The sequence below is a fragment of the Mesobacillus boroniphilus JCM 21738 genome, assembly GCF_000517385.1.
Taxonomy (GTDB): domain Bacteria; phylum Bacillota; class Bacilli; order Bacillales; family Cytobacillaceae; genus Mesobacillus; species Mesobacillus boroniphilus.
The window spans coordinates 1-23,171 of sequence record NZ_BAUW01000018.1 but is presented as its reverse complement, the minus strand read 5'-3'; the positions used below and the strand labels follow the sequence as shown (position 1 = coordinate 23,171).

The window sequence follows — 23,171 nt, the reverse complement described above, 5'->3', positions numbered from 1 at the left end:
TTTTAGACAAGCTTTTTATTGAACCAAATTCGTAAATGAGTCATAATTATATATATGAGCATATATTCATATATAAGAAAAGGAGGGGAAACACATGGGACATAATCATTCTCATGGCCATGGCCATGGCCACGGTCATAGCCATGGCCACGGTCATAGCCATAGTCATACAAATAACAAAAAGGCATTATTCTGGGCTTTTCTCCTAATCGCCACTTTCATGATTGTAGAGGTGATTGGCGGGGTAATTACAAACAGCCTTGCACTGCTTTCAGACGCTGGCCATATGCTGAGTGATGCGGCTGCGCTTGGTTGAGTTTGTTCGCGATGAGACTTGGTGAAAGAAAAGCTACACACTCAAAGACATTCGGCTTTAAAACGTTTTGAAATCATTGCAGCTGCTTTAAACGGTCTTACGTTAATTATCATCTCGATTTATATTTTTGTTGAAGCGTATCAACGTTTTACAGATCCTCCAGAAGTACAAAGCATGGGAATGCTGACGATTTCGGTTATCGGGTTAATTGTCAATATCATCGCCGCTTGGATACTGATGGGTGGTGACAAAGATGAGAATTTGAATGTAAGAAGCGCCTTCCTTCATGTACTGGGAGATATGCTTGGATCGGTTGGCGCAATTACAGCAGCATTGCTGATCTACTTTTTTGGCTGGGGACTTGCGGATCCCATTGCAAGCGTCGCAGTTGCGGTTCTCATCATTATCAGCGGCTGGAGGGTGACGAAGGAAAGCTTCCATGTCTTGATGGAAGGCACACCTCAGGAGATTGAATTGGATGAAGTGAAGGATGAAATTATGAAGATTCCAGAAGTGAAAGACGTACATGATGTTCACGTTTGGTCGATCACTTCAGGGGTGTTAATGCTTAGCGGGCATATTGCCGTCGAAGGGGAAGGAGCACATGATCGCGTACTCCATAAAGCACAAAGGCTGTTGCACGATCGGTTTGGAATTGACCATAGTACTTCAGGTAGAAGGGGAAGAGCATGGGTGCCCATGCGCGCATGGGCCTTGCAATTGATTAAACAAGTGTCGTCTTAAAAAAACATGCCAGCCAATTTTGATGGTCAATCTCATCAATGATGGCTGGCATGTTCTATGCTTTGCTTTAACAGGTCAATGACGTGTTCGTCGTCATGCGTGTAATATAGCGATGTACCCTCTCTCCTGAATTTGACGAGCCTGAGGTTTTTAAGAAAGCGCAATTGGTGTGAAACGGTTGACTGCAACAATGAGAGTTTTTCCGCTATTTCATTGACCGAATGTTCCCCCTGGAACAAAAGATGGAGGATTCTGAGCCGTGTCGGATCTGAAAGTGCTTTGAAAGTCTGTGAAACGATTAATAAAGTTTCCTCATCAAGGTCCATATCAGGAGAATTATTTTTCTTTTCTTCCAAGTTCATCAGCCTCCTGCTCCTATTATAACTGTATCTTTTCTTTTATACAGTTATTCAATTTCCAGTGCTGTTCTTCTTTGGCTTTTTATGGGTTACGAGACCATCGTAATTAGTGATATAAAGCTCAATCTCTGGCTGGGTGTCCAGGCAATGTGCCTTCAAAAGCTGATAATAGTTTACCCTGTATAATGGATTATAAGGCAGCATTGGGTATTAGTTGTGCTCCCTATCCATCCTAATCTCCTCCTTTCTTGGGCAGGAAGTTTCCTTATTTCACAATAATCCAGTAACACGTGCGGCGATATATATTTGTAAAGCCTTTAAAGGGCTTGGGGTTAAGAAATCTGTGGTTTTACCGATATTAAAGTAAGAGTCTGCTTTTGTGATATGTTGAGAAAGATTCAACCTGGTGATTGAAGCAGGAACCGGGGAGGGATTAGAGAAAATGAATGGCTTTTACTTATATTATATAAAATTTACCGTTAGATTGGTAATGATGGTTTTGAAAATTGCGAAAACTATCCAAAATTAGTGGTGAATATTGTATAATATTTAGAAAGCTTCCTTCTTTTTCCCGGAATTTGTCATACTTAGAGCACTAGTCCACGAAAGCAAATAAACCAGACAGAAACGAGGGGCAGGATGAATATTCCCCATATGTACATATTTGACTTTAATAATATGGCTCTTACTGTCGTTTTTTTAATAATTTCGTCAATAATGGCAGTTGAATTCAGCAGGCAAATCAAAAAGGCTATTGATAGAAAAAAACGTAAAATGGTCCTTTACTCACTTCTTTTGGCTCTTATATTTATGCTGACTCATCTGTTTGTTATTATTTCCGCAGGCGTCCCATTTTCGACGAGCAATTTTTATTTGTTTTTTCTGTTATTTTTTGGGATCTGCGGAGTTGGGTCCTATTCAGCTTTGAGCCTGGCGCAAAGGGACATCGCGAACACATCGCAGTACATATCCACAAGCCTGTTGATCGCAGCTAGTATCATGATGGCAGAGTATACGGCATTTTATATAATATTCAGGGAAGCAATCGAGATTCAGCCGATATTATCGGTGATGGCATTTTTGATGATTTTGGTTACATCCTTCACGCTGATCAGATTTTTAATGCAGATTACAAACGAGGATATTTATGAGTTTATCAAAAATTATAAATATACAGGGAGTGTCCTTGGGGGCATGGCATTGGGAGGTATTCCATATATCGTCTTGACTTCAATGCTGGAGATTGCGGATGGAAGCGGTGTCCATTCCTTCCTGGCACCGTTCATTTATATGGCTGCCGCAAACTTATTATTCATGCTCGTTCCTGACCTGTTTGGCGAAAAGCTCATCATGAAAAATGTCCAATCCCATTTATCTTTGTTCAGCCATAACCCTGATTCTGTGTTCAGGGTCGATTTACAGGGATATATTTTAAGTGTCAATAAACAGGCTGTTGAGCTGACAGGGTATATGCCTAATGAATTAACAGGACTGCATTTCATTGATCTGATAGGCGGCAGCGAGGAAGAAAAGAAAATCAGGAAGTATTTTATGAAAGTCCTTAGCGGCGAGACGAAATTGATTGAAACGACCCTTAAAAAGGCTGATTCGACATATGCGGACGTGAGGATCACAGCAGTCAGGATCATCGTCAAAAATACAACAGTTGGTGTCTTTGGGATTGTCAGGGACATAACAGAACAGAAAAAAGCAGACAAGCTGATTGAGTATCTGGCATATCATGATGAACTTACTAATTTGCCTAATAGACGAAACTTAGAGAAAGTGATGGCTTCACTATTTATAAAGGATGAAGCATTTTCGTTAATTTATCTTGATTTTGACCGGTTTAAAAGAATCAATGATACCTTCGGGCATTCGTTTGGTGATAAGATCTTGATGCAAATCGGCAAGAAGCTTGCAGAAGTTATGCCGGAGGAATGCCTTGTTGCCAGAATTGGCGGAGATGAATTCGCGATTCTTGTTGCTGGAGGAAATCAGCCAGAAAAGATTGCCAATGAGATTGTACGAGAATTCCAGTCACCGCTTTTTGCGGAGGGCATGGAATTCCTGATCACGGCAAGTATTGGGATTTCGAAGTATCCTGAAGATACAAATAACCTTGAATTATTGTTGAAATATGCTGATATGGCGATGTATAAGGCGAAAGAAAACGGTGCAAACCACTACCAATTTTTTGACCAAAGCATGGTGGATCAAAACGTGAATAAGTTTGAGCTTGAGAATGAATTGCGGAACGCTATAAATAGTAACTCTCTCACCGTCTTTTACCAGCCTAAATACAATGCAACAACTAATGAAATAACCGGTGCTGAAGCATTGGCTAGATGGAAGCATCCTCGTCATGGAATGATTCCTCCTGGTGTATTCATCCCGATTGCCGAGGAGGCGAACTTGATCGTACCCCTCGAGAGATTAATCATCAGGCAGGTGTTCAGTCAGCTTGTCACATGGAAGGAGCAGGGATTCGAGGTTCCTCGTACTTCAATCAACATCTCGATCATCCATTTTTACCAGGAGGATTTTGTGAAGTTCATGCAGCATACCCTTAAGGAGTACAATCTTTATGGTGAATTGATTGAAATCGAAGTTACTGAGAGCATCATGATCAAGAAGGAAGACAGTATCAACTCACAGCTCCAGGCATTAAGGGAAATTGGAATTGAAGTCAGCATCGATGACTTTGGAACGGGATACAGTTCTTTGAGCTATTTAAGTAACTATCAGTCGACCGGTTAAAAATTGACCAAAGCTTCATTTCACACTCCCAGGAAAACCGCGAAATCATATCAACGATTGTCTCAATGGCAACGAACCTGAAGTTAAAGGTCATTGCTGAGGGAGTTGAAACGGCATCCCAAATCGATTTGTTGAAATCACTTGGCTGTCAAGAAGTCCAGGGCTATTTCTACTCGCCGCCTTTGCCATCAAATGAATATGAAACAATGATGAACAGGGAGCCCCAGGAGACCTGATGGCAGTTTTGACTGGCTGCATTGATTATGTTACTATTCTTTTATGAAAAGTCCTCTAGGGTTCCGCGGCACTTTTGCTGGTCTGGTCCGAGAGAGGGCGCACAGGAATTCCTGTGTACACGGAGGGACAAAAACCCGGGAGATATCCATTGATATCTTTCGGGTTTTTTTTAGTCCTGCTCCAGCATGCAGGGCCTGCGCTTTTTATCATGAAAGGAGTCCAGAAACATGGCATGGATTTATTTAGTTATTGCAGGTATATTTGAAGTCGTGTGGGCCATAGGCCTGAAGTATACAGAAGGATTCACTAAAGCTGTACCTTCGTTGATTACGCTGGTAGGGATGGCAATCAGCTTTTATTTTTTGTCTATGGCGGTTAAAACTCTGCCGATTGGTACGGCATATGCAATCTGGACAGGAATCGGAGCTGCAGGCGCAGTCATTCTCGGGATTGTCCTGTTTGGAGAACCGCGCAATCTTTTAAGGCTGATGTTCGTAGCATTTATTTTGGTCGGCATCATTGGACTGAAGGCAACATCCGGAAGCAATTAGTCATATTTAAAAAGCAGATTCGTAAATGATTGCGGTCTGCTTTTTGATTTTCTGTTTGCAAAATTACCCAGATTGTATTATGATGCGAATATATACCTCTTAATACTAGGTAGGTGATAGGATGTTTAATCGGGAACTTTTAAAAGGCAGCACATCTCTTGTGCTGCTCCAGCTGTTGAATGAACGGGATATGTATGGTTACGAACTTGTGAAAGAACTGGATAAGCGCAGTGACCATAGTCTTCAGGTCAAAGAAGGAACCTTGTATCCAGCACTGCATAAACTTGAAAAGCAGGATTACATTGAATTTTATTGGCAGGAGCAGGAAAAAGGACCGGCCAGGAAATATTATCGGATCACTGAAGAAGGAAGAGAAGTCCTCATAGAGAAGACAGAAGAGTGGCAGCAATTCGTCAATGTTATGAACAAAGTGATCAGGAGACCGAAAAATGATCCAGTTAAAGACTGACTTCCTCACCGAGCTTGGCAGGCATTTAGGGAAGCATCCAGACAAAGAGCAGATTTTGGCTGAATACGACAGCCATATCACAGAAATGCTTGAAGAGTTCAATGGCAGTGAAAGAGATGAGTCGGATATTAGCACTGATCTTTATGCAAGATTGGGGTCTCCAGAAGAAATTGCAGATAGCTGGCGTGAAGAATTATCAACGACACCAATGAAAACTCAATGGGTTTTCATATTGGCTAATTTGGTTTTCTTCGCTGGAGGCACAATACTGACTCTGGTACATAATCTTTTTGATTTCCCTTTCATTGACCTGGCATGGAAAAGCCTCACATCGATCCCTGCTGTGATCATTTTGCTTTACCTTTTCTTTTGGGCATTGCTTGGATATGAGATAGGAAAAGGCTTTGGCCACAAAGGGAGAAGGTTGATGAAAAAGACTTTTATCCTGTCCATATTGCCGAACATCATTCTGATGAACCTGACTTTGTTCAAGCTGATACCGCATGATTGGTTTCAGCCGCTGCTGAGCCCGATCTTCATTATTATTTGTATTCTTTTTACAGCGCTATTGTATCCGATTTGCTGGATTGGATATAGATGGGGGAAAAAAGGCTTCCATCTAATTTTTTTGGTCTATTACATAGATATTCTATGTATATAGAATAACAAAGTGTTTTTTTAAACTATATACCTAGTTATTCTAGGTGGAGGGAGAGAGTGAAAATGGAATTTAAACTGAAAAAAGGAGACTGGATATTTTTCCTGGTCTGTATTGCTTTAGGCATTTTGGCAGAAAGGTCATTCTTGAATGGCATAATAGGATTGTCTTATCCTATTTTTATCACTTGCTTTTATGGAGTGTTTTTCTGGAGGTACCGTTCATTCTCCTTTACGAATAAAAAGCTGGGACTTCTGTTGATTGCTTCAATTTGGCTGCTTTCACTCTGCTTTTTCCTGAATTCGAATATGATTTTATATTTGCTGAACATCCTGGTGATACCGGTGATGGTTCTCATACAAGTTGTGCTTGTCACCTACCCGATACAGAATCAATGGCACAGATGGCCATTCGTCCAAAAGGTCTTTTTAACAGTAGGAGCTGCGATTGCCTATGTGCTCAGGTTCATTATGTATGCTCCAAAATTAGCTGTCAGGGGACTTGAAGAAAGAAAGAGTGCAAAGATTCGAAAAGTGTTGATTGGCGTGGCTATTTCATTCCCGCTTTTGTTTGTCATCGTCAACCTGCTTGTTTCTGCTGACCAGCAGTTTGGAAACCTGCTGGGAACTATTCCGAGATGGCTATTGGGTTTAAAGATCGAAGAAGAGGTCTTGCGAACAATCGCAATCACCATTTATACCTTGGTGATCTTTGGATTATTGCAGGTGCTTAGAACCAAACAGCCACTGCCTCCTGAACCGCAGGCGCAAAATGAAAAGATGGCGTGGGATAGCGTGATCAGTCTGACAGTGCTGATTTTATTAAATATCGTTTACCTGCTATTCGTGGTTGTCCAGTTCCAATACTTTTTCAGTGAATCATTGAAAGAAGGATATACGTATGCTGAATTTGCACGCAGAGGATTCTTTGAACTGCTTTTTGTCACTTTGCTGAATTTACTAATCATCTCAACAATTGTTACCTATGTTGAAAAAAGTGCTAAATTTTTGACGCTGGTTATTCGGGGCCTCCTCTCACTACTCGTTTTCTTCAGCGCAGTCATGCTATATTCAGCTTTTATACGTCTGTTCATGTATGAAGAGGCATACGGATTTACCTTTGCCAGGGTGCTGGCCCATTCTTTCATGATTTTCCTGCTATTGATTTTATCCTATTCATTGATAAGGATATGGATGGATAGGCTATCGCTTGTACGCTTCTACATTTTATCAGCAATTATCTTCTATACTTTGGTAAACACAATCCAGCTTGATCGATTTGTTGTCGAACGCAATTTAGAGCGTTACTCTGAAATCGGAAAAATAGATATTTACTATCTGAATTCGTTGTCTTATGAAGGAGTGAAGGGCCTTGTGGAGCTTTATGAAATTAATCCGGACCACCCAGGTCTTTCAGACTTATTGCTGCAAAGAAAGCAAGATCTTCAGTATTCAGAAGAAAGCTGGAACTCCATAAATATGTCCAGAAGAAGCGCTGAAAAAGCGTTAAGGGACCTAGAGCTGAAGTAACGATGAAATGTGGCAAAAATGCAAACAAACAACCTTTTTGTTACCAGTTTTGTAACATATCGATGTGGTTAATGATGATAAAATAACCTTAAGCCAAATAAAGGGGAGCCATGCAATATGGAAGGGTTATCTGAAATCATTAATCTCTTAAAAGGTATTGAGAGTTCAATTGAATCATTGAATAAAAGAACCGAACACATAGAAAAAAGACTCGACCGTCTCGAGAAAGTCGATAGTATTGAACATCGCGTAACATCAAACCAGATCGATATTACAGATATTAAAGACGCACTTGAAAGAATGGAAGAAGCACAAAGCACGAAAATCGAAAACATGTTAAAAGAAATACTAAGCAAGGCAGAAATGAAAAATAATATGGAATTCAGCACAATTCACAAACGCCTGGATTCACATTTGCTAAAACTGGGGAGGGTTGAGGAAGAAATCCTGATGGTCCAGCAGGAAAAATAGTTTATTAGGAGATTGCGATATAGCAGTCTCTTTTTTATACCTAAATATTGAAGCTATCCACAAAACTTTCATAAACTCGCAATCCCTTTATTCATCAGGGTCTGGCGCTCTTCAGGACTGAACTTGTTCAGGTGTTCACAAAAAATTGCACTTTGGGGGACTAAGACGAAGTTTCATGGAGTTATCATTAAGGTGTAATCATACATTGATTTTATTAGGCAGATTAATAGAGTATATTTTTACTTCGAGGTGAGTATTTTGAGATACGATTTAGTTCTTCTCCATGCGCCAAGTGTTTACGATTTCCGGAAAGTGCACTTTTAGCTGGCCCAATCAGTGACGTCGTTCCATCTTCTCCAGTATTCGAAATGTATCCTATTGGCCTGACGAGCATTGCGGAATATTTAGAACGCCAGGGTCTGCGCGTTAAAATCATTAACATCGCGAATCGAATGCTGATGGATGAAAATTTTGATGTTGAAAAGAAATTGAAAAAGATCAAGACACGGGCTTTTGGTATTGACCTTCACTGGCTGCCACACGCTCATGGAAGTATTGAACTGGCCAAAATTGTGAAAAAACTTCATCCTGAAACTCCTATGGTTTTTGGCGGTTTATCAGCAACTTATTACCATAAAGAGTTAATTGAATATCCATTTATTGACTTTGTCATGCGGGGCGATTCAACTGAAAAATTGATGCTCCTTTTGATTAACCATTTGAAAAATGGAACCCATCATCTGGGCGGGATTCCAAACCTTACTTGGAAGGACGGGGACACTCCAGTCTACAACCCGTTAAGCCATGTTCCTGACAGCCTGGATGAATTTGATATCCCCGGCTACCGATATACAATCAAGTCGGTCTTCAAATATAAAAATTTCCTGGATCCACTGCCATACAACGGCTGGCTTCAATATCCGAATACGGCAATTCTCACGGCAAAGGGATGTACACAGGGATGCTTGATATGCGGCGGTTCGAAACAATCTTACAAGGATAACTGCAACCGTAAAGTCCTGGCTAAACGCTCGCCTGCGAAACTAGTTGAAGACATTCTTTTCATCCAGCGCTTCAGCAGGGCACCAATTTTCATTCTTCATGATATACGCCAGGCGGGTAAGGATTATGTAGATGAATTTTTCGAGAGACTCAGCAAGATCAATCTTAAGAATGAGTTGGTATTTGAATTATTTCAGTATGCAAACGAAGAGTTTTTTGCGAAAATCGAGAAGGTTGTACCGAAATACAGCGTTGAATTGACCTTGGAAACACATGATGAGAATATTCGCCGGTATAACGGCAAATTCAACTGCACGAATGCAAAAGTGATTGAAACGCTGCAATCTGCATTGAAGCATAGCTGCAAGAAGATTGATATTTTCTTCATGGTGGGCATACCGCATCAGGATTATCAAAGCGCACTTGATAATGTCGATTTTTGTGAGAAGATTCATAATGCGTGCGGTGGGGATAAACGACTATCATATTTTGTCGCCCCGCTTGCACCGTTCCTGGATCCGGCTAGCCCGGCATTTGAAGACCCAGAAAAATATGGCTATAAGAAATTTTGCCATACAATTGAAGATCATAGAAAAGCAATCACCCAACCATCATGGAAATACATGCTTAGCTTTGAAACAGATTATATGACCAGGGATGAAATCGTTAAATCAACCTATGAATCTGCCAGGAACCTGAATACTTTTAAACTGAAGTATGATCTTGTGGACAAGAAGACACATGATGAGGTGAATGAGAAAATCACCAGGTCACTTGAATATATAGAAAAAATCGATGAAATCGTTGCTTTTCCTGAACAGGAAAAAAACCAGCAACTGGCTCTGCTCAGTAAGGAAATGGAAGAAGTGAACAAATACAGTATTTGTGGGAAGCATGAATTGAAATGGGAAGTGAAGAAGCATTATGCTAATGTCTTCTCGCTGACTGCAATCGGAATCGAGCTGTTGGTTGAGGATATCTTGATCAACGTAAAACAGAAATGGAATGCCTACAATAAAAGAGTTGGAGAAGCCTCAAAAAGCAGGACATGAATTTTAGAAAAAACCCATCAGGACGTATTCCTGATGGGTTCTTTAGCATTTCCCATATTTTAAAACTCCAGCTTATCCAAATAGATGTTTAGAGTAGACCAAAATGTGAAAAATGAAAGCACATATACAGATTAAAGAAAATAGTAAAGCGGGTGGAGAAATGTCGTCTATGATTGAATTTTTTAAAAGAGGAAATAAATCCTCCGGGATTGCTGCCATTGGGAACACATTCCTTGCAATAATCAAGGGTGTCGCTGCTGCTATTAGCGGAAGCGGTACGATGCTCGCGACAACGCTTCATTCGGTTGCGGATGCATTGAACCAATTTTTTGTTTTTATCGGCAGTGCTATTTCGGAAAAAGAAGCGACAAAGCGGTTTCCGACCGGGTTCGGCAGGGTCGTAAACTTGTTTGTGCTGGTTGCGGTCATTATCATTTCGATAATGGCATATGAAACAGTCATTAAAGGATGGGAGCTGATCCAGCATCCTAAAGCATCTAGTAACATGTGGTTGAATGTTATCATCATGATAATCGCCGTTCTTGTTGATGGAGGAATTTTGATTAAAGCAATGAAGGAAATTGCTCACGAAACGAGAAGTGAAGCAAAGGGGTTTGGAATTATTGGAAATGCGTTTAAGAATGTCAGTCTGGCAGCACCCCCTACAAGACTCGTTTTCTATGAAGATTTGATTGCGACATTTGGTGCGCTATTAGCAATGGTTTCTATTGTAATGGCACATGTAACAGGATTTTATTTGCTTGATGGTATTGGAACATTGCTGATTGGTATCCTGCTAATAGGCATTGCCTTGAAGATTGGTTATGAGAACACGGTTGGATTGATTGGGGTCGCGGCTCCAAAGGTAGTTGAAAACAGGATTGCAACACTTATCCTGTCTGATCCAGATGTGATTGATATCAATACATTAAGGATTGTCCAGGAAGGCAGGCAGTACCATGTCGAAAGCTATCTGGAACTACGCAAAGGATTGACACTCGCTGACGCTGATGATATTAAGTTCAGAGTCAGGGATAAGGTACTGACAGACCCAGACGTTGATGATGTAGTAATGGGCATCATTGAAGCAGATGACGTCCAAAATTGGAAGTTGTAAATGCAAAAAACAGGCAGAGTAAACATCTGCCTGTTTTTGTTGCGTGTTTTCTATGATACTACTTCAGTCTTGTTCATAAAAAAATTATCTGCTGTCTTTTCGATTTCAGGTTGTTTCATTACTTCGATATATTTGATGTGGTGCTCTTCCATTTCGGTAATTTTGAAAAGGTAAGATCCGAAGTTGACGACGTCTCCTTGCTTGACTTCATAATTTTCGGTAAGCATCCAACCGCCAATTGTATCGACATCTTCATCGTTGATATCAATTGCCAGAAGTTCATTTACTTCACTGACAAGAAGCTTGGCATCGATGATATAATGGCTTTCTTTGATTTTGCGTATCATCGGAACTTCATCCATATCGAACTCATCGCGAATTTCGCCTACAATTTCTTCAAGGATGTCTTCTACTGTCACAAGCCCGGAAGTTCCGCCATATTCATCCATCAAGATTGCCATGTGTATGCGTTCCTTTTGCATTTTTACCAGCAAGTCATGGATTGGGATGCTGTCGATGACCCGGATGATTGGACGAATATATGAATCTATCACTTTTTTGCCGCGACGCTGGTCATGGATCAAATCCGTCATGACCTCCTTGATATTGACGAGTCCGACAATATGGTCCTTGTCTCCATCAATGACAGGGTATCGGGTGAATTTCTCTTCCTTCACAATATGGAGGAAGTTCTCCAGAGTATCCTCGATAGACAAAGAAATGATTTCGGTACGGGGCACCATGATTTCCTTCGCAATCCGGTTGTCAAATTCGAATATTTTATTTACATACTTAAACTCTGACTGGTTGATTTCACCACTTTTAAAGCTCTCAGACAGAATAATGCGAAGTTCTTCCTCAGAATGGGCCAAATCCTGTTCAGAGGCAGGCTTAAGGCCAACAAGACCAACAGCAAGACGGCAGATCCGTTCAACAGCCAGATGAATGGATACATGATCTTGTAAAAAAGAATCAGCGGACCAGCTGTATTCAGCGACACCCATTCCGCTTTTTGAATCGCTAATGTCTTAGGGGCCAATTCCCCGACTACTACATGCAGGAATGTGATGGTCGTGAACGCAATCACCACTGAAAAGACATGTCCGAAGGATTCCGGAATATCCAGGCTGGTGAATAACGGTTTTAGCAAATCAGCAATTGCAGGCTTTCCAAGCCAGCCAATGCCTAGTGCAGTTACCGTAATTCCAAGCTGGCAAGCAGAAAGGTACTCATCCAGATTGGAAATGACTCTTTTTGCGAGCACAGCTTTTTTGCTGCCTTCCTCTATTAATTGATCGATTCTGGAACTCCTCACTTTAACAATCGCAAATTCTGAAACGACGAAAAATGCCGTTAAAGCAATTAAAATGGCTATCCAAACCAAGTTAAATATGTCCAAATAAGTTCCCTTAGCCCGCGGTTATGCGGGTAAGGAGTCACCTCCCAGTAAACTCAAAATTAAGCCTGGATTTGCAGGCTGCAATTTAAATGATTAAATTCATCAAGAAATTATAACGGCCCGTTCCGACGGCTGGTCCAGCCAGGGCCAACATCCTGTTATGCTGTTTCTTCCGCGTTTGCAGCTGTTAAATTCTCGATACGATAGATTGCCCCATCATACCACCTCAGCTTTATCATTAGAATTTTATTATACCATATAGAGAAAATTTGAGGGGAACATTAATACGGTTTGATATCAATGTATGAAACGGACACTTAAAGTATGAAGTTTATGTTTAATTATATTGGAAAATTCAGATTTTAACAAATTAGTGCTTTTCCTGTGCTGCAGAAAAAATTTCCCAATGTAAATAAACCCCTTTTTGTGGTTTATTTGGCAGTTAGAGTTTGAAATTAATTTAAATATTCAGTAAAATTTTACGAAAGGGAGGCTGTCTATGAGTATTCTATTATCCAGTTTGGAAAGAAAGCTGCAAAAAGTCGAAAAGATGAATGATAAAATTTGGGTAGAACCATCCAGGGATTTTATATGTAAAAGAACTCCTGATGGTCTAATTAAATATGTTTCGCCATCTGTTCAGGTTATGCTCGGATATGAGCCAGCTGAATTAATCGGAAAACTGTACACTTTATTTGTACATGCCGAAGATTATAATAGGATTTTGAGTACTGCCATGCCTGATGGGGAGGAAGTGTCGATTCTTACCTATCGTATTAAGCGGAAAGACGGAGTGTATATCTGGGTGAGCTCACAAATCTCAGTTGTGCTGCATCCGGAAACGAATGAACCATTTGAACTGTTTTCGGTTACAAGTGATATTTCTGCAAAAATCAAAGCAGAGCATTTTATCCTTGAGTATGAGAAGCTGAATGTTGTTGGGCAGCTTGCTGCAGGTATTGCGCACGAGATCAAGAACCCTTTGACGAGCCTGAAAGGATTTATCCAGCTTATGAAGGCCGGAGAAGAATTGAATCACAACTATTTAGCGATCATGGAAGAGGAAATAAAGCGGATGGAGGCGGTATCAAAAGAGCTGATGCTTATGGCTAAGCCACAGATATCAGACTTTAAGTCATTTGATATGAATGATTTGGTTGATCATGCAATTACACTGCTGATGGCTGAGGCAGCAAAGAAGTGCGTCGAAATTACCAAGCAATCCACATTGGGAGACGGAATGTTTCTTTGCGATGGAAATAAGATCAAGCAGGTGTTGATCAATATGCTGATGAATGCGATTGATGCGATGGAATTGCCAGGTGAAATAACGGTTTCGATCTCTAAATCAGATGACGAGCTGACCATTGCAATTGCTGACACTGGTACAGGGATTCCTTCGGAGAATTTGGACAAGATCGGCAAGCCATTTTTTACGACAAAGGCGAATGGCAATGGATTGGGTTTGATGATTTGCTATAAAATCATTGAGGAACATGATGGCAAAATAAATGTGGAATCAAGTTCAAAAGGGACGACCTTCACCATCAAGCTGCCAATACATTGATTAGTGTGGCCAGGTGACTAAGGAATAAGCGTAGGTCTTCTTTGCCATTCTCTTGAAAGAAGCCCATATACTATCAAATCATGAAAGTTTCCATTTAGAAATTCCCCATCACGCAGGATTCCCTCCTCGTAAAACCCAAGCTTCTTAGGAATAGCCTTGCTTTTATGGTTGTCCTTGCCGCAGCGGATTTCAATGCGGTTAAGTCCTAACTCATAAAAAGCATGGTTTATTACTGCTTTCGCCGTTCTGATTGTAATCCCCCTGCCTTGCAGTTTTTCTGACAGGTAGTAGCCGATGCTTGCCTGAGAGTTATTCCAGTCAATAGCATGGAGCTGATGCTGCCTGCAAGGGCTCCCCTGTATCGGATTCCAAAATGACTGCTGCTCCCTTCCTGGAAGTTTTTCTGCCACATTTGAATTACCGAGTAAAATTGTCCCGGAGATTGAATACCATCAATCCATGGCAGCCATTCCCGCAAATAGCGGCGATTGGAATCCAAAAGCCAGAACAACTCCCCGGCTTCACGCGGCTCAAAAATTCTGAGTTCAAGTTCAGAGTCAACTTTTAAAGTTAACATAGAAACCTCCTTAAACTTCATGCTGCTGGTAGTTTTGACCAATCGGCTCTCTGTGGTTTTATTCGCCCAAAAGAGGGAATAAAGCTTTACATTGTTTTTTATACTTTTTTTTGGGAGGAAGATTATGAAATTAACGACTAAGATTTTGATTGGCCTTGGCCTTGGCGCAATGACCGCTGATTCTCAACATTTTTTCACCCGAATTGTTCACTATTTTAGATAAATTCTTATTTACCCCTCTAGGTAAGATATTCATCAATTTAATCAGTATGCTCGTCGTACCAATTGTCCTGTTTTCGATTATTCTCGGAACTGCAGGATTAGGGGACCCTAAGAAACTCGGCAGGATTGGTTTTAAGACGGTAAGCTTCTTTTTAACGACAACAGCTATAGCTATTTCGATTGGTCTTGCGCTGGCATATTTGATCAAGCCAGGCTTAATGGGTCAGTTTGATACGAGTGGAGCAGAATTTAAAGCTGAAGAAGCTCCGCCAGTAAGCGAAACCTTTTTAAATCTTATTCCGGCGAACCCGTTTGAAGCACTGACAACTGGCAATATGCTGCAAGTTATCGTGTTTGCGCTATTCATCGGGATTGCTTTAACAGCACTTGGTAACAAAACTACAGGGATTTTGAATCTGATTGAACAAGGTAATGAAATCATGATGTATCTGGTAGGCCTTGTCATGAAGTTTGCTCCATACGGAACTTTTGGTTTGATCGCAACGGCTATCGGAAGCCAGGGAATCGACGCCATCAAAGCGATGGGAGTATACATGATTGTCGTTGTTCTGGCTCTCGTCGTCCATGCGCTCATTACCTATGGGTCAAGTGTATATTTCATAGGTAAGAAAAACCCATTCTGGTTCTTTAAGCAATTCTCCCCGGCAATGGGGGTAGCCTTCAGTACATCGAGCAGTAATGCAACACTTCCTGTTTCAATGGAAACAGCCCAGAAGAACCTTCGTGTACCTGAAACTGTCAGCAGCTTTGTCCAGCCGTTGGGCGCGACAATTAATATGGACGGTACGGCAATCATGCAGGGGGTAGCTACTGTCTTCATTGCACAGGTGTACGGTGCCGACCTCACCATGGCCGAGCTTCTGACAGTTGTCCTGACTGCCGTGCTAGCCAGTATTGGGACTGCAGGTGTTCCAGGAGTTGGTTTGATCATGCTGGCGATGGTACTCCAATCTGTAGGTCTGCCTGTTGAAGGGATTGGCCTGATACTCGGAATCGACCGTCTGCTGGATATGGCTCGCACCGCTGTCAATATCACAGGCGATGCAGCATGCGCGGTCATTGTCACTGAATCTGAGAAGAAGCATGCATTACGACCGGAGAAAAGCAAGGTGGAAAATGTTGAGGAAAACCGTTCACTAGAATACTCTGAATAAAGAATAGACCCTGCCTTTCAAGGCGGGGTCTATTTGTGATAAACAGTGTCTGCTCTAGTCCAGTTTTAATATTATTAGTTTTCTATCCTTGTCAAAGGCAGCAGCATGATGAAGGAAGTCTTATCCGGTTCTGACGAACAGGCGAGAATTCCTTTATGCTTTTCGATGATTTCCCGGCAGACGAATAAACCAAGTCCGGTTCCTAGTGTTTTGGTAGTGACAAATGGTTCGAAAATGGTTTTTAACAAATTGTCAGGAATGATTGGCCCATTATTCGAAATCTCAATTTTGATATGGGTGTCATTCACGAAAAATCCTTTTATTTCGATCTGTGGATCATCACGAAATTGGCTCAATACATCAATGGCATTAAAGATGATATTGATGAGGACCTGCCTGATTTCATCCGCATAGCCGTACAATTCCATATCATCCGCTACTTCCATGACGATCCGTACATTCGTGTCGAGAATGCTGGGATAGAGGAAATTTAAAACTTCATCAATCATCCTGTTCAATGAGAAGAGTTTCTTTTCTTTTCCAATAAGTTCTTTCTTGGATAAAAGCAGAAATTGTGAAATGCGGAAATTCAATTGTTCCAGTTCGCTTGAAATGATGTCGAGATACTTCATATCTTCATTTTCGGATCTTAAAAGCTGGATGAATCCTTGAATGGAGGTTAAGGGATTTCGGAATTCATGGATGAAGCTAGATGTCATTTGGCCAAGCAATGTCAGTCGGTCCTTATGTGTTGAATCGATGAACTGGTTCTTTTCTTCGATAATCTTGTTTTTCTGTTCATTGTAATAGGATACAGCGTAATACAAGAAGGTATCAAAGCAATAATTGATCCGATTAATCGCCTCCTGCATTTCCTCCCATTCCATATTCATTTTGTGAAGGTGCTTGTAAAGAACTGATCGCCCGGAATTGACATTATAGACAAAATCTCCAATGTTAATGTCCGCGCGAACTCGTTCTTCTCCGACCATAAAAGCAAGCTTTTGGATGTGTTCTTCTAATTCTTCACTTGTCTTTGAAAATACCGAAAGAATGATTACATACATTCTCTCTGCATTCTTGCTTATTTTCTCTTTATATGGATCATCTTCTGAAACAATTATATTATCCGTCCAGTCGGCAATGAGTTTTTCCTTTTCACTAGTCAGGAATCTAAGCAATCGGTTATCCGTAATTGGCAGCATTTCATTAAGTCCCCCAGTTTTTCATTTCGGTATTAAAGATTCGAGGAAAATCATGAAATCCCTTTGTCGAATATTGAGAACATCCGCTGAAATGCGTCGAATAGCTAAAATCGTGACAAATGACCGGTTTTTTTATCAACAATGAAAAAGTTTTGTCAATTGAGTCATCGACATTTATTGAATAGTCCAGAGTTTGCAGAAAGGTTATACTTGTTATTGAATGGCAGACGTAGTATATTCATAGTGTAGAAACTAAATAATAACCACAAGGGGAGCTGCGTAAAGCAGCTGAGAGTGAGCGGCCGAGTTCTTACCCTTTGAACCTGTTAGTTAATGCTAGCGAAGGAATGTGGATGCGATAGGAAAGCAATCTTGGGAATCCTATATCGATCCCCGCGATTGCTTTTTTGTTTCTGAAGCAGAAAAGGCGTGTTAGAAACGGACCTCATTCTGAAAAGAAGGAGGAACAAAACATGAAACAAAAACAAACTCTCTTTTTAGTGGAAATTGCCGTATTTTCCGCACTGGCTTATTTGCTTGATTTATTTTCAGGGTTTTTATTTTCAAGAATCTGGCCACAGGGCGGTTCAGTATCGATCGCGATGGTACCTGTATTCCTGATGGCATTTCGCTGGGGAGTAAAGGGCGGAATCCTTACAGGCTTCCTGTTTGGACTACTGCAATCCATCCTCGGAATGTCGCAAATCTACCATCCGGTACAAGGGATTCTTGATTATCTTGTAGCGTTTGCATTGCTGGGAACGGCCGGATTATTTGCAGCTCAGGTAAAAGAAAGCATGCAGAAAGGCAACAGGAAAAAGTGGATTGTCTTTGTCATTGTCGGAACTTTTATCGGAAGCGCACTGCGGTTTATTACCCATTTTATTTCAGGATGGGTATTCTTCGGAAGCTATGCGCCTCCAGGTCAGCCTGTTGCACTATATTCTTTTCTATATAACGGCACTTACATGCTCCCAAGCATGATTTTAAGTGCAATTATCGTCATTCTTGTCTTTAGCTATGCACCGTCAAGAATGGTCCAATCATCACAAGTAAGCAATAAAATATGATACCAAGGAGAGCTGAATCAGCTCTCCTGTTTTTATGTAAAATATATACCTTTGTAGGTATATAATAAAAATGAAGTGATTCCAGTTGAAAATATTGTCAATTATATGGAGTTTGCATAAAATACACGTTTGCAGCTGAGTTATAGTGTTATAAGTCACAGTGGAAGTCAAGCTAAACTGGTTAAATAAAGATAATCATTCTCATTTAGAAAAACAGTTGTAAACATATTTAATGTTAGTGGAAATTAATATAGTTACTCATAAAAACTAACAAACTTGAAAAAGGTGATGGCTATGCTGGGAAAATTAAAGACTGGTGAAAAAGGCCGGATCATGAATATTGCTAGTGCAGATAAATTTGTCAGAAGAAGATTGCTAGATTTAGGGATCGCGGAAGGCTCAGAAGTTTGCGTAAAATGCATCATGCCTTTTGGTGGCCCAGTCATGGTTGAATCCTGCGGGCAGTGCATTGGCATTCGCCGCAAGGAAGCCTTAAGGATCGAAGTGGAGCGGGTATGATGAATGTTGCGCTCATCGGCAATCCCAACACTGGAAAAACTTCATTGTTTAATAACTTAACAGGTTCATATGAATATGTAGGCAACTGGAGCGGTGTGACGGTCGAAAAGAAAGTTGGCCTTTTTAAAAATGGAAAGGATCAGCTTATTGACCTTCCTGGAGTTTATACTCTCAATCCCCTTTCTAAAGATGAGGGTGTCGTTACAAATTTCTTCTTGAATGAACCATTTGAAAAGCTTCTGAATATCCTTGATGCTTCTCAGCTAAGGCGCAATCTACACCTTACTTTGCAGCTATTGGAATACGGAGCACCTGTCATTATTGGCTTAAACATGCTGGATGTGGCAAAAAACAGGGGGATTCAAATTGATATTCATAAACTGTCTGAATCACTTGGGGTTACTGTAGCTCCTGTCGTTGCAAGAACAGGCAAAGGGTGTAATGAACTTGCAGAGCTGGTGACTGCTGGAGCTGTCGGCACAGGGAAGAACAATCTCGTTTATTATGGAAAAGCGATTGAAGCTGGAATCCTGGAGCTTGAGAACAAGCTTGCTGGAAAGACACGACACCCCGTTCGCTGGCTTGCTCTTCAGCTGTTCGAAGGCAATCCTTATGTAAATAGCTATCTGGCGACAATCCTGCCTATGGATGAGTTAGAAGCATTGGTCAACTCTGTTGCTTTATCTCAACAACATAATGCAGGCAGCATACAATCACTTGATCAGGTGATCCACCGGAAACGAAGAGAGGCGATTGATAAAATATTATCTGCCGCTACTACAAGTCTGGATAATAAAAAGGTACCGTTGACTGAAAAGGTTGACATGATCGTGACAAATAAGTTTCTCGGAATCCCGATTTTTCTAGTCCTTATGTATATCATGTTCATGCTTACCTTTGACTGGCTTGGCTTCCCGCTGTCAGAAGCATTGGATTCATTTTTATCCGGACCATTAACATCAGGGATCACAGCAGCATTGGCTGCAGCAGGTGCTTCATCATTCATCAAAGATCTGGTTCTTGATGGGATTGTTGCGGGAGTAGGGGGAGTCCTCGTCTTCGTGCCGCAGATCTTCATTTTGTTCTTTTTCATTTCCTTGCTTGAGGATTCGGGTTATATGGCCCGTGTCGCGCTGGTTATGGACCGCTTAATGGAATCTGTCGGCTTGAATGGAAAGGCGTTCATCCCGATGATGATTGGATTCGGCTGTAACGTACCAGGCATTATGGCAGCAAGGACCATTGAGACGCCAAAGGAACGTCTTATGACCATCCTGTTGACGCCACTAATGTCATGTTCAGCCCGATTGCCTGTTTACGCCTTGTTTGTCGGAGCGTTTTTTGTTGAACAGAAGGCAGCTGTGGTTTTGAGTTTGTATGTATTAGGAGTAGTGATTGCACTTATCATGGCCAAGTTATTCTCGAAGACTCTTTTGAAAGGTGAAACTTCAGTATTCGTCATTGAGCTTCCGCCATACAGGCTGCCGCAGGCAAGAGCTATGGAGAAGCACATGGGATAAGGGAAAGGGATTCGTAAAGAAGGCGGGAACCTTCATTTTTGCCGGATCCGTCCTGATCTGGCTGCTTGCTTACGCCGGCCCAGAAGGCGTGAATGTAAGAATGGATGACAGTTATTTAGCGGTTCTAGGGGGGATTTTCGCACCGTTATTTGCCCATATAGGCTTTGGAACATGGCAGGCCAGTGCATCACTTTTCACCGGTTTCCTGGCAAAAGAAGCTATTATTTCAACGATGAACATCATTTACTTTGTCCCGGATGAAGCGAGCTTGCAAGGTTTGCTTGCTGCTCATTACACACCATTGGCTGCATACAGCTTCATGGCATTTATCCTGTTATACGTTCCTTGCCTTGCAACTGTAGCAACCATTTATAAGGAAACTGCTTCCAAACGCTGGACCGCTTTTTCAATTACTTATGCCCTGATTATCGCATATCTATTGTCTCTGGCTATTTATCAAGGTGGTATGCTGTTAGGATTTAGCTGAGCAGGGAAGGAGGAAGGATTCATGATCGCAAATATCTTAATCGGCGGAGCCATATTCGGATACGCCGGCTGGGCCTTCTACCGATTCATCAAAAAATCGAAAGAAGGGAAATGCGCTGCTTGTTCCATCCAAAGCTCTTGTTCAAGCAACTGCAGCGTCAGCCAGGAAGAACAGATAAAATAAACAAAAGGAATGCAGATCATTGCATTTCTTTTTCAAATGGATGTGTACAGTTGCTGATATAAAAGGAATTTTGATGTAATGAAAAGCGAAGCGCCTGGAGAGAAAATCAACTGCCGAATTTAACAGAGCCAAGTAATTAAAAAATAAATGTAAAAAGTATTTTGAATTCAGATTAATTAAGTGTAAAATTACACTAAAAGAACTTAAAGGAATGAAGCGGATGACGAGGGATGAAATAATTAGCAGGGTATCGGAAAAAGTAAGGGTGCTGAGGGCAGAAGTTGGTTATACACAGGATAAAATGGCTGATATCATTGGAGTCTCCAAAAAGACGCTTGTACAGATTGAAAAACGCAGAGTTCAAGCCGGGTGGTCGACAGTCGTAGCCATTTGTGCCCTATTCAGGGAAACCGAAACAATCCAGTTTTTGTTCGGAAATGAACCACTTGAGGTCCTTGAAACCGTCGCACATGAAGGGACAGATTATCGAAAAGAGAAAACATTGGGCGGCAAAGTCTGGTGGAGGGAAGTAGCAGGATTGGCGGATTTGTTATGCAGCAAAATATCCTAAGCCAGCATTACAGGATTCTTGATCAAGATGACTTTCGGATATTCAGCAGTTTTGAGGAGACCGAAACAAAAGAGCGGTTAGAGGAAATTGCAGCTGAAGCGATGAAGAGTTAGAGATTGCGTGGGCAGCAAAAACAAATAATTACAGCCGGGTTTCCATTGCACCCGGCTGTTTTCGCTTTTATTTTGCTATAAGAACATGGCAATGAGCGTTATTAGCTACCTTTTGGCTAACGCCACCAAGAATTTTACGCTTGAGACCTTCATTTCCTGATTGGCCTATGATGATTAAATCAGCATCTACATCCTTGGAAAATTCCAGAATACTCTCGGAGGGACTTCCATCCAGGGTGTAGTATTCAGTTTCCAAATTAAGAGCATCAAGCTCGGCCTTAGCGTTGTTAAAAGCTTGTTCAGAGCTGTGGGTAATGATTGAGTGCTCTGATTTATCAAGTGCACCTTGTTCCATAGCCAGTGGAGGCACCTGGACTACATCCGCCGGAAAGTTGTTAATTGGCAGATGCTCAATAGGGCGCTCAGTGGATTCAACCAATTCGCTTTTGACTTTTTCCTCATATACATGCCCAACATATAATTTTACGCCTTCTTTATCTCTAGTGATCTCCTTTGCCAACTGCAAGGCTTTCTTGCTGCCTGCTGAATCATCGTAAGCAAGCACCACTTTTTTAATTCCAGCCATATAGATCAACCTCCAAGATTAGTACGTCATACTATTCAATACCCATTTTTAAAATAGAACTAACCGACCTAAAAATTTCCATATACCCTCACAATTCCTCAAAAACTGACGAACCTTGTTGTAAAGCTTTTTAAAATTATGAATAGGAGTGGTCGGTATGGAATTTCATTCTCAGCAGCCGATTCATCCGACAATACGGAAATGCATTCAGCACCTTGATGTCATAAAAGCGGATGATAAAACCAAGCAAATCGTCTATATGTATATGGAATCACTTCTTCGAGAAAGAGATCTGATAGCTGCCAGCAAGCAGGAACCAATAGAATCACAGATTCATAACTAATAAGAACCAACGAAAAAAACTATCGCAGATTTTGAGAAAAGAACCATCGATGCCTATTCAAAAAGACTACCGCAGATTTGGGAAAATCTTGCGGCTTGTTTTGTCTGAAGCGGAGCAGGTTCAGACAAAACAACGTCACAAGCGTGCAGTTTTGTCTGAAGTGATGCCATGTTCGGCCAAAATCACGTCACAAGCGTGCAGTTTTGTCTGAAGTGATGCCATGTTCGGCCAAAACCACGTCTTAGGCATGAGATTTTGTCTGAAGTCATGCCATGTTCGGCCAAAACCACGTCTTAGGCATGAGATTTTGTCTGAAGTCATGCCATGTTCGGCCAAAACAACGTCACAAGCGTGCAGTTTTGTCTGAAG

General features: G+C 41.2%; 19 protein-coding genes, 6 pseudogenes and 2 riboswitches. Of the genes and pseudogenes, 17 read left to right on the top strand and 8 right to left on the bottom strand.

Annotation, left to right across the window (positions count from 1 at the left end):
* Positions 1–94 precede the first annotated feature (94 nt).
* Positions 95–1,060 (top strand): annotated as a pseudogene (locus JCM21738_RS07660) (cation diffusion facilitator family transporter).
* A gap of 35 nt (positions 1,061–1,095) precedes the next feature.
* On the opposite strand, the gene JCM21738_RS07655 reads toward JCM21738_RS07660, so the two are convergent.
* Together JCM21738_RS07655 and JCM21738_RS27210 are read right to left on the bottom strand one after the other, a co-directional pair.
* Positions 1,096–1,422: an ArsR/SmtB family transcription factor gene (locus tag JCM21738_RS07655; protein ID WP_081742074.1), complete on the bottom strand. Its 327-nt coding sequence runs from the start codon at positions 1,420–1,422 to the stop codon at positions 1,096–1,098.
* A gap of 48 nt (positions 1,423–1,470) precedes the next feature.
* A complete protein-coding gene (locus tag JCM21738_RS27210; protein WP_023615455.1) occupies positions 1,471–1,623 on the bottom strand; it encodes a DUF3939 domain-containing protein in 153 nt (50 codons plus the stop codon).
* Positions 1,624–2,058: 435 nt separating this feature from the next.
* Here JCM21738_RS27210 and JCM21738_RS07650 point away from each other — a divergent pair.
* From JCM21738_RS07650 to JCM21738_RS07615, 8 genes and pseudogenes are all read left to right on the top strand, one after another.
* Positions 2,059–4,415 (top strand): annotated as a pseudogene (locus tag JCM21738_RS07650) (sensor domain-containing protein).
* 44 nt (positions 4,416–4,459) lie between these two features.
* Positions 4,460–4,559: riboswitch (guanidine-I (ykkC/yxkD leader) on the top strand.
* Positions 4,560–4,643: 84 nt separating this feature from the next.
* On the top strand, positions 4,644–4,967 hold the full coding sequence (sugE, locus tag JCM21738_RS07645; protein ID WP_023615453.1) for a quaternary ammonium compound efflux SMR transporter SugE: 324 nt from the start codon (positions 4,644–4,646) through the stop codon (positions 4,965–4,967).
* A 121-nt stretch (positions 4,968–5,088) separates the two neighbouring features.
* Entirely contained in the window at positions 5,089–5,436 is a 348-nt protein-coding gene (locus JCM21738_RS07640; RefSeq protein ID WP_023615452.1) for a PadR family transcriptional regulator, read from the top strand.
* The gene (locus tag JCM21738_RS07635) at positions 5,417–6,097 is read left to right on the top strand and encodes an HAAS signaling domain-containing protein (RefSeq protein WP_052019596.1); all 681 of its coding nucleotides are present in this window, start codon (positions 5,417–5,419) and stop codon (positions 6,095–6,097) included. Before JCM21738_RS07640 ends, JCM21738_RS07635 begins: the two co-directional genes overlap by 20 nt.
* 62 nt (positions 6,098–6,159) lie before the next feature.
* Positions 6,160–7,623 carry a DUF4153 domain-containing protein gene (locus JCM21738_RS07630; protein WP_031307987.1) on the top strand — a complete coding sequence of 488 codons (1,464 nt, stop codon included), beginning with the start codon at positions 6,160–6,162 and terminating at the stop codon, positions 7,621–7,623.
* 117 nt (positions 7,624–7,740) lie between these two features.
* Positions 7,741–8,094 (top strand): hypothetical protein, encoded by a 354-nt coding sequence (locus JCM21738_RS07625; protein ID WP_023615449.1) that lies wholly within the window; start codon positions 7,741–7,743, stop codon positions 8,092–8,094.
* A gap of 233 nt (positions 8,095–8,327) precedes the next feature.
* Complete coding sequence (locus JCM21738_RS07620) at positions 8,328–10,148, top strand: TIGR04190 family B12-binding domain/radical SAM domain protein (RefSeq protein ID WP_369385684.1); 1,821 nt, start codon at positions 8,328–8,330, stop codon at positions 10,146–10,148.
* Between the two features lie 160 nt (positions 10,149–10,308).
* Positions 10,309–11,265, top strand: a complete 957-nt coding sequence (locus JCM21738_RS07615; protein WP_031307985.1) for a cation diffusion facilitator family transporter — start codon at positions 10,309–10,311, stop codon at positions 11,263–11,265.
* A gap of 50 nt (positions 11,266–11,315) precedes the next feature.
* Here the strand turns inward: JCM21738_RS07615 and JCM21738_RS07610 are convergent.
* Positions 11,316–12,664: pseudogene (locus tag JCM21738_RS07610) on the bottom strand (hemolysin family protein).
* 499 nt (positions 12,665–13,163) lie between these two features.
* Here JCM21738_RS07610 and JCM21738_RS07605 point away from each other — a divergent pair.
* Entirely contained in the window at positions 13,164–14,231 is a 1,068-nt protein-coding gene (locus tag JCM21738_RS07605) for an ATP-binding protein (RefSeq protein ID WP_023615445.1), read from the top strand.
* A gap of 17 nt (positions 14,232–14,248) precedes the next feature.
* Here the strand turns inward: JCM21738_RS07605 and JCM21738_RS27205 are convergent, their stop codons facing one another.
* A complete protein-coding gene (locus tag JCM21738_RS27205; protein ID WP_369385683.1) occupies positions 14,249–14,515 on the bottom strand; it encodes a GNAT family N-acetyltransferase in 267 nt (88 codons plus the stop codon).
* Positions 14,461–14,808 carry a hypothetical protein gene (locus JCM21738_RS27200; protein WP_369385685.1) on the bottom strand — a complete coding sequence of 116 codons (348 nt, stop codon included), beginning with the start codon at positions 14,806–14,808 and terminating at the stop codon, positions 14,461–14,463. Before JCM21738_RS27200 ends, JCM21738_RS27205 begins: the two co-directional genes overlap by 55 nt.
* A gap of 124 nt (positions 14,809–14,932) precedes the next feature.
* Here JCM21738_RS27200 and JCM21738_RS07595 point away from each other — a divergent pair.
* Positions 14,933–16,205: pseudogene (locus tag JCM21738_RS07595) on the top strand (dicarboxylate/amino acid:cation symporter).
* Between the two features lie 74 nt (positions 16,206–16,279).
* On the opposite strand, the gene JCM21738_RS07590 reads toward JCM21738_RS07595, so the two are convergent.
* On the bottom strand, positions 16,280–17,410 hold the full coding sequence (locus JCM21738_RS07590) for a histidine kinase N-terminal domain-containing protein (protein ID WP_023615442.1): 1,131 nt from the start codon (positions 17,408–17,410) through the stop codon (positions 16,280–16,282).
* Between the two features lie 258 nt (positions 17,411–17,668).
* Positions 17,669–17,775, top strand: a riboswitch (TPP riboswitch).
* A gap of 108 nt (positions 17,776–17,883) precedes the next feature.
* Here JCM21738_RS07590 and thiT point away from each other — a divergent pair.
* The 5 genes and pseudogenes from thiT (at position 17,884) to JCM21738_RS07565 (ending at position 21,873) form a co-directional block, all read left to right on the top strand.
* Positions 17,884–18,480 carry an energy-coupled thiamine transporter ThiT gene (gene thiT, locus JCM21738_RS07585; RefSeq protein WP_023615441.1) on the top strand — a complete coding sequence of 199 codons (597 nt, stop codon included), beginning with the start codon at positions 17,884–17,886 and terminating at the stop codon, positions 18,478–18,480.
* 294 nt (positions 18,481–18,774) lie between these two features.
* On the top strand, positions 18,775–18,999 hold the full coding sequence (locus JCM21738_RS07580; RefSeq protein ID WP_023615440.1) for a FeoA family protein: 225 nt from the start codon (positions 18,775–18,777) through the stop codon (positions 18,997–18,999).
* Positions 18,999–21,006, top strand: a pseudogene (gene feoB, locus JCM21738_RS07575) (ferrous iron transport protein B). The gene JCM21738_RS07580 and the pseudogene feoB overlap by 1 nt, the downstream one beginning before the upstream one ends.
* Before the next feature lie 21 nt (positions 21,007–21,027).
* Entirely contained in the window at positions 21,028–21,189 is a 162-nt protein-coding gene (locus tag JCM21738_RS07570; RefSeq protein ID WP_023615438.1) for a FeoB-associated Cys-rich membrane protein, read from the top strand.
* Between the two features lie 220 nt (positions 21,190–21,409).
* Positions 21,410–21,873: pseudogene (locus tag JCM21738_RS07565) on the top strand (helix-turn-helix transcriptional regulator).
* Between the two features lie 67 nt (positions 21,874–21,940).
* On the opposite strand, the gene JCM21738_RS07560 reads toward JCM21738_RS07565, so the two are convergent.
* Positions 21,941–22,459, bottom strand: a complete 519-nt coding sequence (locus tag JCM21738_RS07560; protein WP_023615436.1) for a universal stress protein — start codon at positions 22,457–22,459, stop codon at positions 21,941–21,943.
* Positions 22,460–22,616: 157 nt separating this feature from the next.
* Here JCM21738_RS07560 and JCM21738_RS07555 point away from each other — a divergent pair, with 157 nt between their 5' ends.
* Complete coding sequence (locus tag JCM21738_RS07555) at positions 22,617–22,802, top strand: hypothetical protein (RefSeq protein ID WP_023615435.1); 186 nt, start codon at positions 22,617–22,619, stop codon at positions 22,800–22,802.
* Between the two features lie 135 nt (positions 22,803–22,937).
* Here JCM21738_RS07555 and JCM21738_RS25540 read toward each other — a convergent pair.
* The coding region (locus JCM21738_RS25540; protein ID WP_035209170.1) for a hypothetical protein at positions 22,938–23,171 on the bottom strand (234 nt) is incomplete at its 5' end.